This is a genomic window from Providencia sp. wls1916, assembly GCF_009706585.1.
Taxonomy (GTDB): domain Bacteria; phylum Pseudomonadota; class Gammaproteobacteria; order Enterobacterales; family Enterobacteriaceae; genus Providencia; species Providencia lanzhouensis.
Genome location: NZ_WLUL01000002.1, coordinates 11,325 through 24,246, shown reverse-complemented (window position 1 = coordinate 24,246; position 12,922 = coordinate 11,325). Strand labels below are relative to the sequence as shown.

Below are 12,922 nucleotides of genomic sequence, written 5' to 3'. Positions count from 1 at the left end.
TGGCTTAATGAGTAAGCTTTTATTTGAGATAGTTCAGGTTGTTTCACGGATCCTTGAGTGGTCAAGATGTTACAATCAAACTCAGTTTTCGATAGCAAGGAGAGAGATATGTATCTGGAACGTGTGGAAATATACGGATTTAGAGGGATCAACCGACTTTCTTTAGAACTTAATAATAATACCGTTCTCATCGGGGAAAACTCATGGGGGAAATCAAGTTTACTCGATGCCTTAGATATTTTGCTCTCTCCCGAACATCGCGAATACCAATTCACAGCTAATGATTTTCACCATCCTACAGGGGATGATGAAACACGTTTTCGTACTTTGCAGATTGTCTTAAAGTTCTGTGAGAGTCGTCCTGGTCGCCATCATTCTTATCGTTTCCAAAATCTAGCTTCTGTTTGGGTCGATAATGGGGATGACTTAAAACATATTTTATTCCGAGTAAGTGCGGAGCTAAAAGATGATAACAGCGTTACGGTAGATAAGTGCTTCTTAAATTCTGGGGGTAATAAATTATCCCTTGATAATGTGGGTAAGTATATTAAAGAAATTGTCCGTTTATATCCCGTAATTCGCTTACGAGATGCGCGTTTCTTAAATAGTATAAACCCCGAGACGATAGTCAGCGGAAGCAACAATTTCCGTGAAAACTTTAATCATCAGATTAAAGAATTGACGATGGCGCTGGTGAATAATCCTGAACGCTTAAGTGATAATGACCTTGAAGATGGGGTGGACGCGATGCAGCAATTGCTGAGCCACTATTTTTCAGGGAAAAGCGGTCATATGGTGAAAACGGATAATCCAATGATTAGTATCGAGCCTCGTAAGCGGGGGTGGCAGGCATTGGATAATATTAACCGATTAATAGCGAAGCCGAATCAACGTAATATTCGCCTGATTATCTTAGGGATGTTTTCATCGTTACTGCAATCTAAAGGGAATATTGAGCTGGATAAACATGCTCGCCCAATTATTATTGTGGAAGACCCTGAAACACGGTTACACCCTATTATGTTGTCTATTGCGTGGGGGCTGTTTAGTTTATTCTCCTTGCAGCGGATCACCACAACCAATTCTGGTGACTTACTTTCCCAAGCGCCAATTGACAGCTTATGCCGTCTTGTCCGTGATACTAATAAAGTGTCTGCATATCGTTTGAACCCGCAGGATTTAAGTGCTGAAGAGTTACGTAAAATCTCTTTCCATATCCGCTTTAATCGACCTTCCGCATTATTTGCCCGTTGTTGGCTACTGGTTGAAGGTGAAACGGAAATTTGGCTAATGAGTGAATTTGCAAGGCAGTGTAATTATTTCTTCGAAACAGAAGGCATTAAGGTAATTGCTTTTGCACAAAGTGGCTTAAAACCTTTATTAAAATTTGCCAATAAAATGGGCATTGAATGGCATGTATTAACTGATGGGGATGAAGCAGGGCGAAAATATGCCGCAACGGCGACGCATTACGCCAACAAAATTAATTCGCCAGATAGAGACCGGTTAACCATGTTGCCTGCACCGGATATGGAACATTTTCTGTATCGCGAAGGGTTTCAAGGTTTGTACCATGAAATTGCAGAAATTCCTGAAAATGCTCGAGTATCCACTCGCCGCGTGATTTTAAAAGCGATTGCACGGACGTCAAAACCTGACTTAGCGCTGGCGACAGTAAACCGTGCCGCTGAATTAGGCCCTGAAGCTGTACCATTAGCTCTGAGAAATATGTTCTCAAGAGTCGCATGGTTGGCACGCGGTAAGGCGTATTAATATAAATTGCAGTTAATCTTAAATCTGTTTAGTGAAGAGTGATAATTATTCAGCTATCTTATTTTCAAGAGAGGGGCGGCCCTCTGATTGAAAATAGGAACAGAGTTAATGAAGGCAGCATCAAGAAAAAAATGGATTTATGGCATATTTGTCCTACTCGCGGCGCTGGTTACCGCATGGTTTTTTCTTGGTAACCAGCAACCAGAGAGCTACCAAACGGTTGATGTGACTCGTGGCGATCTCGATAAGCGGGTTATGGCGACGGGTAAATTAGATGCTGTACGTAAAGTGGATGTGGGGGCGCAGGTTAGCGGTCAACTGCAAACACTGTACGTTAAAGAAGGTGATACCGTTAAAAAAGGCGATCTGCTTGCCGTTATTGACCCGCAAAAAGCGCAAAACGAAGTCACTGAATCTCAAGAAACTATCCATGAATTAGAATCCAACTTGGCATTGGCTCAGGCTGAATTAAAGCTTGCACAAGTGACTTACCAACGCCATTTAAGCCTCTCAAAAGTACAAGCGGTGGCTCAGCAAGAGCTGGATAAAGCCAGAACCGATGTGGAAGTGAATAAAGCGAAGGTGGCCACGTATCAGTCGCAGATTAAACGTAATCGCGCCTCTTTAGATACCGCAAAAACGAATCTGAAATACACCCAAATTACAGCGCCAATGGATGGTATTGTGACGTTTATCAAAACATTACAAGGGCAAACGGTAATTGCCGCCCAAGAGGCACCAACGATTTTAACGCTCGCTGATTTGGATACGATGTTGGTCAAAGCAGAAGTTTCCGAAGCAGATGTTATCTACCTTGAGCCAGGGCAAAGTGCGTCTTTTACCGTGTTAGGCGCTCCGGATAAAAAATTCGCAGGAAAATTGAAAGATATCCTACCGACCCCTGAAAAAATTAACGATGCGATTTTCTACTATGCCCGTTTTGAAGTGCCAAACCCTCAACATCTTTTAAAGCTACAAATGACCGCACAAGTGGTGATTGAGCTTGAGTCCCATAAAAATGTGCTGCTCCTTCCCTTGCTCGCTTTAGGAAACGAAGTCACTCCGCAAGTTTATGAAGTGGAAGTTTTGAATGATGGGATACCGCAAAAGAGAAACATTGAAATTGGCAGTCGTAACGATGTTTCAGTGGAAGTGATTAAAGGGTTGCAAGAAGGGGATAAGGTCATCGTCGGTCGCAGCAGCGATACGGAATTGTAATGATGACGACTTTACTGGAGCTGCATAATATTACGCGGCGCTATCCTGCGGGTGAGCAGGAGATCACCGTACTCAAAGATGTTTCGTTGAAAATAAATGCCGGTGAAATGGTGGCGATTATCGGTGCGTCAGGGTCGGGAAAATCGACGTTGATGAATATTTTGGGATGCTTGGATAAACCCACATCAGGGGAATATTTCGTTGCAGGTCAAAATATTGCGACATTGGATAATGACCAATTGGCACAATTACGACGTGAACATTTTGGCTTTATCTTCCAGCGTTACCATTTACTGAGCCATTTGAGTGCTGAGCAAAATGTTGAAATCCCCGCTATTTATGCCGGAGCAGGCAAGTCTCAGCGACAGGAACGGGCGGTGCAATTACTTCAACGTTTAGGCTTAGGTGAACGAGTTCATTATCGCCCAAGCCAATTGTCGGGGGGGCAGCAACAAAGGGTTAGTATTGCTCGCGCTCTGATGAATGGCGGACAGGTTATTTTGGCGGATGAGCCGACGGGGGCGCTGGATAGCCATTCGGGGGAAGAGGTTATGAAGATCTTAAAAGATCTTTGTGCCCAAGGGCATACGGTGATCATCGTTACCCATGACCCGAAAGTCGCGCAACAAGCAGAGCGGATCGTTGAAATCAAAGATGGCGAAATCATCAATGATTCAGGTATGTTAGCAACGAAGAAAGCTGAGTTTCCGGCAAAAATCGCGATGAAGAAAAATCCATTAGGGCAATGGGTTAGCCGATTTAGTGAAGCTTTATTGATGGCGTGGCGCGCGATGGTAGTGAATAAAATGCGCACCTTGCTGACGATGCTGGGAATTGTGATTGGTATTGCCTCAGTGGTATCCATCATGGTAATTGGCGATGCGGCCAAAGGGATGGTATTGAATGATATTAAATCGATTGGTACCAATACAATTTCGGTGTATCCCGGAAAAGATTTTGGCAGCGATGACCCAGAAAACCGGCAAGCGTTGAAAGCCTCTGATATTTCTGCCATTGCTCAGCAGCCTTATGTTCAGTCGGTGACTGGCTCCATTGATACCTCAGCTCGATTACGTAAAGGAAATTTAGACGCTGTGGCTCGAGTCGCAGGAGTGGAGGTAGGTTATTTCCAAGTTTATGGTAATAAATTCGCTGAAGGGATGGGATTTACTCAGGATATGCTTGATCGGCGTGCGCCTGTGGTGGTGATTGACGGTAATACGAAACGACGATTTTTTCCGAACAAACAGAATGTCGTGGGTGAGACATTGCTCATCGGAAATATGCCCGCCACTGTCATTGGTGTATTAGGAGAACAAAAGTCAATTTTTGGTTCCAGTAAAAGCCTAGAAGTGTTTTTACCCGACACGACAATTAACAGTAAGCTGATTAACCGTTCTTACTATGACAGCATTGTGGTTAGAGTGAAGGATGGCATTGATGCGAAAGTGGCTGAGCAGCAACTGACCCGTTTGCTGACTTTGCGTCACGGTAAGAAGGATATTTTTACCTATAATATTGATACATTGGTCAAAACAGCGGAAAAAACCACCCAAACTATGCAGCTCTTTTTGACTTTGGTCGCTGTCATTTCCCTTGTGGTTGGGGGGATTGGTGTGATGAATATTATGTTGGTGTCTGTCACAGAAAGAACCCGTGAAATCGGTATTCGTATGGCGGTTGGTGCTCGAACGATGGATGTGATGCAGCAATTTCTTATTGAGGCGGTGTTAGTGTGTCTTATCGGTGGCTTAATGGGAATTGGCTTATCTTATGGCGTCAGTCTGATTGCTCAAATGGCGCTGCCAGGCTGGACATTTGCATTTGATCCAATTGCACTTGTCAGTGCATTTGCCTGTTCAACGGCGATTGGGATTATTTTTGGTTTCCTACCCGCGAGAAATGCGGCGAGATTAAATCCGATTGATGCATTAGCAAGAGAGTAATTTATCCATCAGTGATTATTTGAAAAGTTGTAGAGGGGGGATCTCTACAACTTTTTTCTCACGAATAAGGCAATTTATTAGATAAAATAATTAGTGAATAGCTGTTTAGGTCGAATATTTTGTGAGATTAACGGCAATGAAAAGATAATTTACTCTATATTTGCGTGTCTAAATTAGAATTATCTATCGATGAACACTCATTTTGTGAAATTTCTCTAATCAAATGTGGTTTTTTTAACCTATTAATTTACAGCTTATTTTGTTTTTACCCCCTCCTATTTCTCCTACCATTTAAATAACCGATAATAAAAAAGCTATCAAAAAGGTAAATTCTACTTGCGATTTAGTACCGATCGTGGATATTATTCGTCTTGTAGAATAAATGAAACCTAGTTCCGTTAAATGGAACTTTAGCGAAAAGCCAAAAAATCACAAGTAAAGACTCATACACAGCAGGATAAAAAATGGCAAATAAAGCAGGTGAAGATTATTCTCTGGCGCGGGTACCGCAAAGTGCTCGTCGACCGTTTTATGAAGTGTTGATCCTCCGTATCGGTTCACTCGCTTGCGTTTCGCAAGTGATGCTAGGTGCAGCGCTTGGTTATGGATTAACGTTTTGGCAGGCGTTTTGGGCAACAATGCTCGGTTCTGTAATTTTACAGGTCGTCAGTTGGGGTCTCGGAGCGGCAGCTTGCCGTGAAGGAATGTCAATCAGTCTACTGTCTCGGTGGTCTGGTTTTGGAAAACTAGGATCGGCATTAATTGGAGGTGCCATTGCTATCTCCTTAATGGGTTGGTTCGGTGTCCAAAATGGTTTCTTCGCGGATGGTATGTATAAAGCGACTAACGTGCTAACACCAGGGACCTGGTCGCTTATTACAGGCATTGCGGTGACAATTATTACGGTATATGGGTATCGCTTTTTATCTATTACCGCGAATATTTCAACACCGCTATTTTTATTCGCACTAGGTTGGGCAACTTATAATTTATTATCGGGACAGGACATTAGTTTATTAATTAATGCCACTGAACCTGCCGGGCCTTTAATGACAATGCCAGCTGCAATTACGATGGTTGCGGGTGGTTTTATCATCTCTGCTGTAACAACACCAGACATCAGTCGCTTTATGCATAAGCCGAAAGATGTGTTCTGGATGACGTTGATTGGTACATTCTGTGGCGAGCTTTTCGTCAACATGATAGCGGTATTAATGGCTTTAGCATTACGCACAAGCCAAGTTTTTGATTTGATGATGGCGTTAACTGGGTTGCTAGGTGCATCGATTGTTATCTTCTCAACAATTAAAATGAATGATATCAATCTCTACTCTTCATCACTCGGCTTCTCCACACTGTTGAACGCTATTTTTAATAAGCGTTTTGACCTCCGTTATTTAACATGGATTATTGGTATTTTTGGTACTGTGGCTTCCATGTTAGGCATTTTAGATAACTTTATTAGTTTCTTAATTTATCTTGGTATTTCGATTCCGCCTGTCGCGGGTATTATGGTTGTTGATTATTACTTGTTAAAACGTGACAGAAAAGAGCTGGATATCACCCGAGAACAAGGCATTTTACCAACGCGTTGTGAAGCGTATAACCCAGTAACTTTAGTGGCATGGTGCTGTGCGGTCGTTGTTGGTTGGGGAACTTCTGCTCTAGGACCTTTGGGTGCAGATATTGGTGTCCCAGCGTTGAACTCTTTGCTGGTTGGTGCGGTGGCTTATTGGATTGGTATGCGCTTATTAGCGGCATTCCGAGGCGAAAAAGGCATTCACTTCCGCCAAGTTTCTCATTTAGATTGAGGGCAAATGGATGACTGATAACCGAGTTAAAGTTGCGCTAGCTCAGTTCGATTCTGAGCTAGGGAATAAGACGGGTAATTTGCAACGCATGGCGCAATTATGCGAACAAGCGGCATCGCAAGGGGCAAAACTTATCTGTTTCCCTGAGTTAGCCACAACCGGTTATCGTGGTGATCTATTATCTACTCAATTATGGGATCTCAGCGATTTTGACGGCAGCGAAACATATCGCATGTTTAGTCAATTGGCTTCCCGCTTAGATATCACGATTGTAGCGGGATTTGCCGAACGCGGTAGCCGTCTAGGTGAAGTGTATAACTCAGTGGGTGTATGGAATCCCGGCTGTGAAAATATCAGCGGTGTATTTCGTAAGGTTCATGCGTTTGGTATTGAAAAACAGTGGTTCAAAAACGGGGATACTTTCCCCGTGTTTGATACGCCAATCGGTAAAATTGGTGTGATGATTTGCTACGACATGGGCTTCCCTGAAGTAGCGCGGATCCTCACTTTACAAGGCGCTGAGTTACTGATTGCGCCTTCTGCCTGGTGTATTCAAGACCGCGATATGTGGGACATTAATACAGCGTGTCGTGCTTTAGAAAATGGCACGCATCTTCTAGCGGTCAATCGCTGGGGGCATGAAGAAGATTTACACCTATTTGGTGGCAGTAAAATTATGGGCCCGCGTGGGCAAGTTTTGTGTGAGGCATCTTGCGAACAAGAACAGTTGTTAGTTGGTGAGATTGATTTTCGTCTTCAGGCACATACGCGTTTAAATGTGCCTTATCTAAGAGATAGAAAGCCTCTGGATTATGGCTTGCTAGTGCAGGAAACTCAGGTATGAGTATTTTAACAAGTGTTGTCGACGTGTATCGCCTATTTTTACGCTCAGGTAATGAGCTAACGGTCACCACGTTGGTCAATGAATTATCGATGCCGAAAAGCTCCGCGTCACGTCTGTTAAAGCAGATGGCAGAACTTGGGTTACTCGAAAAGAAAAATAACGCGCCGATTTATCGTCCAGGTTTGTTGATTATGGAGATTGCCCACCGAGCTCGTGGCATGAACCATTTAATTGATATGGCGTTAGAAGCATTAGACAGTTTGACGAAAGATACGGGGTTTACCAGTTATGTATCTGCGTTAGATGAAGATAAAGTCCGTGTTGTTCATGCACGAATTGGTAATAGCATGCTGCAAGTGGTTACGCAGCCGGGAACGCGTTTACCTATTGGTGGCACATCAACGGGGCGCGCATTATTAGCACGTTTGCCGATAAATGAGCGCATAAACTTAATTAATTTAGAGCCTGAAGAGTCTCGAGCTAGTTTAAATGAGCGCATTAGCGTGATCACTGAACGAGGTTGGGAGTTTTCAGTCAATGAGTCAGTTGCCGGTGTCGCTTCTGTATCCAGTACAGTATATGACCCTTCACAAAATACGTTGTATGCGTTGTGTTTGAGTCTCCCTGCGTCGCAAATGACCGATGAGATTATCGTGCAGTTGTCCCAAGATCTTTACCGTAAGGCTTCTTACCTAGGATGTATGGTTGGGGATCCTTATTGGTTAGAGCGTAGTACCAAGTAGTCAAAAAACCTTGTGATATACAGCAGTATCAGTAGTAAAAGTTCAGTAATGAGTAGTTGCAGTAAATAATAATTAAATACCATTCAAAGTGCGTGAATACGCCTTCATCAGGAAATATACCCTTTGTCTTTAGTTAAGGGGTATTCAGAGTAAGCGGGTGCTCCTTTGGTGCCCGTTTACTCTAAAACTCTAAAAAAAATAATTAGAATTAAAGGAAGTACAATGACTCTAAAGCAAACTTTGTGCGTTTATGAGCTGCTCGATTGTGCGAATGTTAGTGGGCATGATGTTGTTCAGTTGTTCCAGGATTTCCCCTCAGTTCAAGTCATTTCAACGACGGTTGTCGATCAAAAAGGCCAAAGCGATTTCGTCAGAATCACCATTCCGGGTATACAAGGCAAGTCCCAAGGTAAGAATGCACCAACGTTAGGGATCATCGGGCGTTTAGGTGGATTGGGAGCCAGGCCTTCGCGCATTGGGGTTGTTTCTGATGCGGATGGCGCAATTGCTGCCATCACAACGGGATTAAAATTGGCTGAAATGCAGCAAAGAGGAGATGCATTACAGGGGGATGTGATCATTACAACGCATATCTGTCCAAATGCACCAACTCGTCCGCATACACCCGTCGATTTTATGGATTCCCCCCTTGAAGACGCAACGATGAATCTTCATGAAGGGATCCCTGAAGCTGATGCAATTTTATCGGTGGATACCACCAAAGGAAATCGCTTAATTAACCATAAGGGTTATGCGCTATCACCGACGGTTAAATCGGGGTATATCCTACCTGTTTCTGAGGATCTATTGCGTTTAATGGAGTGGAGTAGCGGACAAAATGCAGTGACTTTCCCGCTATCTATCCAAGATATCACGCCTTATGGCAACGGGCTTCATCACCTCAATAGTATTATGCAACCAGCAGTTTCAACGACGGTTCCGGTTGTTGGTGTCGCCATTTGCACTGAAACTGTTGTACCGGGTTGTTCAACGGGAGCCAGCCATGAAGTAGACATTGCTGCGACTGTGAAATTTATGATTGAAGTCGCAAAAGCTTTCGGTGAAGGGCAATGCGCGTTCTATGATGAAGAGCAATATCAGTTATTAACTGAATTGTATGGTGATATGCATCATTTGCAGGCAACGGATGAACAATAATATTTGTTGCAGACTGTCTTAATTTAGAACGTCGTTAATTTGGAATAGCCACAGTTAATTATTTACCCCTTAAAAATAATTAACTGTGCTCTATTACCCTAGCTTATTCTGTTTTCGCTTCACCACTTTCGATAATTGGGATAATGGCGGTAGCATGCGCGCCTTTAGGTCCGTCAATCATAAGCGTGTAGCTGACCTTTTGACCCGCTTTGAGTGTCCGGTAACCATCCATCTGGATTGTGGAATAATGTGCAAATACATCATCTCCGCCATCTTCTGGGCAAATAAAACCAAAACCTTTGGCATTATTGAACCACTTAACCGTACCTGTATTCATATTTCTGTCCTTCAAGTTTGCTACTGACTGTTTATATACATGCATAAAATACACATGCAAACTAGGTATAAATACGAAGTTAATCGCTCGCATTTCATACTGTATTGAATAGGGATATTTGGTCAAGAGTCGGATTTTGGCTTTTTGAATAAACTGAAAATAATCCGATGAGCGTTTTTCGTGAAATTTTAAATTTTTTGACGTATATCACAAAATTTAGATGCTATAAGTTAGTTATCAGCCCATGGTACACTGGGATAAATTGAGAATTCAGTACCAAAATGAAGACAAAGTATTTTTAATGGCTTAGCTTTATTGAATTGCTATTTAGTGAATAGATATCATTGATAATAAAGGCTATGCTTAAATTGAATTTCCACACTGAGCAACACGACTGAGCACGAAAGTAATGAGTGATTTTCTGGGCACATTTAAAACTGACACAATTTTTAAAGATGAAGTTGAAAAGACGCTGCAACCACCATCGATGTATAAAGTATTGTTAAATAATGATGATTATACTCCGATGGATTTTGTTGTTGAGGTGTTACAAAAATACTTTTCTTTTGATGAAGAACGCGCTACACAGATAATGTTAGATGTACATTTTCAAGGTAAAGGTATTTGCGGTGTCTATACTGCTGAAGTTGCAGAAACAAAAGCCGCTCAAGTCAATGCTTTTGCAAGGGAACATGAATATCCTTTATTGTGTACTATAGAGAAAGTCTGAAGAGTCTTAATATCAATTTTGGGAGGTGCTTATGCTCAATCAAGAATTGGAGCTTAGTCTAAATGTTGCTTTTACCAGAGCGAAAGACAATCGCCATGAATTTATGACTGTGGAGCACCTATTGCTGGCATTATTGAGCAATATCTCTGCGCGTGAAGCTTTAGAGGCTTGTAAGGTCGACTTGGTTGCCCTGAGACAAGAACTCGAACATTTTATTGCCCAAACTACGCCGCTATTACCTGAGAATGATACACGAGACACTCAACCGACTTTGAGTTTCCAGCGCGTACTGCAACGTGCTGTTTTTCATGTTCAATCATCAGGACGCAGCGAAGTGACTGGTGCGAATGTGCTAGTGGCAATTTTTAGCGAACAAGAATCCCAGGCGGCTTATTTATTACGTAAGCATGATGTTAGCCGCCTTGATGTCGTTAATTATATTTCCCACGGTACCATTAAAGGTGAAGATTCTTCTTCATCGGAGGATGATGCCGCAAACAATACACCGCCAAGTGAAGAGCAACCGGTCTCAGAAGACCATATGGATAACTTCACCACCAATCTAAATCAACAGGCTAAGAAAGGGAATATCGACCCGCTGGTAGGACGTCAGGCTGAATTAGAGCGTACCATTCAAGTGTTGTGCCGTCGCCGTAAAAATAATCCATTATTGGTTGGGGAATCCGGCGTAGGTAAAACGGCGATCGCCGAGGGCTTAGCATGGCGTATTGAGCAAAATGATGTGCCTGAAGTGATGAAAGATTGCACAATCTACTCACTGGATATCGGCTCATTGTTGGCAGGTACTAAATATCGCGGTGATTTTGAAAAACGTTTTAAAGCGCTGCTGAAAATGTTGGAAAAAGACCCGAAAAGCATTCTGTTTATCGATGAAATTCATACGATTATCGGTGCTGGTGCGGCATCGGGTGGACAGGTAGACGCTGCAAACTTGATTAAGCCGCTGTTATCAAGTGGGCGTATCCGGGTGATTGGCTCTACTACCTATCAAGAATTCAGCAATATCTTTGAGAAAGATAGAGCGCTGGCTCGACGTTTCCAAAAAATTGATATTGTGGAACCTACCCCTGAAGAAACCGTGCGTATCATTAATGGATTGAAACCGAAATATGAGTCTCACCATGATGTGCGCTACACCGCGAAAGCTATTCAGGCGGCGGTGGATTTATCGGTGAAATACATTACCGATCGCCATCTGCCGGATAAAGCGATTGATGTTATCGATGAAGCGGGAGCTAGAACCCGTTTAGTGGCGCCAAGCAAGCGCAAGAAAACCATCGGTGTACCTGAAATCGAAACTGTGGTGGCGCGTATTGCGCGTATTCCAGAAAAAACGGTTTCCTCTAGCGATAAAGATCGTTTGAGAACCTTAGACTCACGCCTGAAGATGTTAGTCTTTGGACAAGATAAAGCGATTGAGGCGCTGTCTGAGGCGATTAAAATGAATCGCGCAGGCTTAGGGTTAGAACATAAACCTGTTGGCTCATTCTTGTTTGCAGGACCAACTGGCGTGGGTAAAACGGAAGTCACCGTGCAGCTGGCAAAAGCATTGGATGTGAAACTGCTGCGCTTTGATATGTCCGAATATATGGAACGCCATACAGTTAGCCGACTGATTGGTGCTCCTCCGGGATATGTTGGTTTTGACCAAGGTGGTTTACTGACCGATGCCGTCATTAAGCATCCGCATTCCGTCGTGTTATTGGACGAAATTGAAAAAGCGCACCCTGATGTGTTTAACATTCTTCTGCAAGTGATGGATCACGGTACGCTGACGGATAATAACGGACGTAAAGCGGATTTCCGTAATGTTATTGTGGTAATGACTACCAACGCAGGGGTACAAGAAACTCAGCGCCGTTCGATAGGCTTTGCAGAGCAAGATAATAGTACGGATGCGATGTCTGAAATTAAAAAGGCATTTTCACCGGAATTCCGTAACCGTCTTGATGGCATTATTTGGTTTAATGCGCTGTCGATGGATATCATCACGCAAGTGGTTGATAAATTCATTGTTGAGCTGCAAGCCCAGTTGGATGAGAAGGGTGTCTCGATTGAGGTCAGCCAAGCAGCTCGTCGTTGGTTGTGCGAGAAAGGGTATGACAAAGCAATGGGTGCCCGACCTATGGCGCGTGTCATTCAGGACAACCTGAAGAAACCATTGGCAAATGAACTGTTATTTGGTTCGTTAACAAATGGCGGCTCGGTGAGTATCGGGCTTGATGAAAAGAGTCACACACTGACATACAGCTTCAGTAGCGTACACAAGGCCTCTCCAGAGGATGCTGTAATCTGACAATAACTAGTACCACAGGTGTCTTAGGCACCTGTGGTCTTGTCA

General features: G+C 43.2%; 10 protein-coding genes. 9 read left to right on the top strand and 1 reads right to left on the bottom strand.

Going from position 1 to position 12,922, the window contains the following annotated elements; all coding sequences use genetic code 11:
• The first annotated feature begins 108 nt into the window (after positions 1-108).
• The 7 genes from GKR61_RS00160 to GKR61_RS00130 all read left to right on the top strand — a co-directional run bounded on the left by GKR61_RS00160 (position 109) and on the right by GKR61_RS00130 (position 9,493).
• Positions 109-1,773 (top strand): ATP-dependent nuclease, encoded by a 1,665-nt coding sequence (locus GKR61_RS00160; RefSeq protein WP_036951861.1) that lies wholly within the window; start codon positions 109-111, stop codon positions 1,771-1,773.
• Between the two features lie 108 nt (positions 1,774-1,881).
• Positions 1,882-2,991: a macrolide transporter subunit MacA gene (gene macA / locus GKR61_RS00155; protein WP_036951860.1), complete on the top strand. Its 1,110-nt coding sequence runs from the start codon at positions 1,882-1,884 to the stop codon at positions 2,989-2,991.
• A 2-nt stretch (positions 2,992-2,993) separates the two neighbouring features.
• On the top strand, positions 2,994-4,937 hold the full coding sequence (gene macB, locus GKR61_RS00150) for a macrolide ABC transporter ATP-binding protein/permease MacB (RefSeq protein ID WP_154639477.1): 1,944 nt from the start codon (positions 2,994-2,996) through the stop codon (positions 4,935-4,937).
• Positions 4,938-5,401: 464 nt separating this feature from the next.
• On the top strand, positions 5,402-6,748 hold the full coding sequence (locus tag GKR61_RS00145; protein ID WP_154639462.1) for a purine-cytosine permease family protein: 1,347 nt from the start codon (positions 5,402-5,404) through the stop codon (positions 6,746-6,748).
• Positions 6,749-6,758: 10 nt separating this feature from the next.
• Positions 6,759-7,592 (top strand): nitrilase-related carbon-nitrogen hydrolase, encoded by an 834-nt coding sequence (locus GKR61_RS00140; RefSeq protein ID WP_132494439.1) that lies wholly within the window; start codon positions 6,759-6,761, stop codon positions 7,590-7,592.
• Positions 7,589-8,335, top strand: coding sequence for an IclR family transcriptional regulator (locus GKR61_RS00135; protein WP_036983690.1), 747 nt, complete (start codon positions 7,589-7,591; stop codon positions 8,333-8,335). Before GKR61_RS00140 ends, GKR61_RS00135 begins: the two co-directional genes overlap by 4 nt.
• Positions 8,336-8,557: 222 nt before the next feature.
• Positions 8,558-9,493: a DUF1177 domain-containing protein gene (locus GKR61_RS00130; RefSeq protein WP_154599928.1), complete on the top strand. Its 936-nt coding sequence runs from the start codon at positions 8,558-8,560 to the stop codon at positions 9,491-9,493.
• A 103-nt stretch (positions 9,494-9,596) separates the two neighbouring features.
• Here the strand turns inward: GKR61_RS00130 and cspD are convergent, their stop codons facing one another.
• Positions 9,597-9,830 (bottom strand): cold shock domain-containing protein CspD, encoded by a 234-nt coding sequence (cspD, locus tag GKR61_RS00125; RefSeq protein ID WP_036951850.1) that lies wholly within the window; start codon positions 9,828-9,830, stop codon positions 9,597-9,599.
• 409 nt (positions 9,831-10,239) lie between these two features.
• Between cspD and clpS the strand changes: the two genes are divergently transcribed.
• Together clpS and clpA are read left to right on the top strand one after the other, a co-directional pair.
• Entirely contained in the window at positions 10,240-10,560 is a 321-nt protein-coding gene (gene clpS, locus GKR61_RS00120) for an ATP-dependent Clp protease adapter ClpS (RefSeq protein WP_036951847.1), read from the top strand.
• A 31-nt stretch (positions 10,561-10,591) separates the two neighbouring features.
• Entirely contained in the window at positions 10,592-12,877 is a 2,286-nt protein-coding gene (gene clpA, locus GKR61_RS00115) for an ATP-dependent Clp protease ATP-binding subunit ClpA (protein ID WP_036951845.1), read from the top strand.
• The last annotated feature ends 45 nt before the right edge of the window (positions 12,878-12,922 follow it).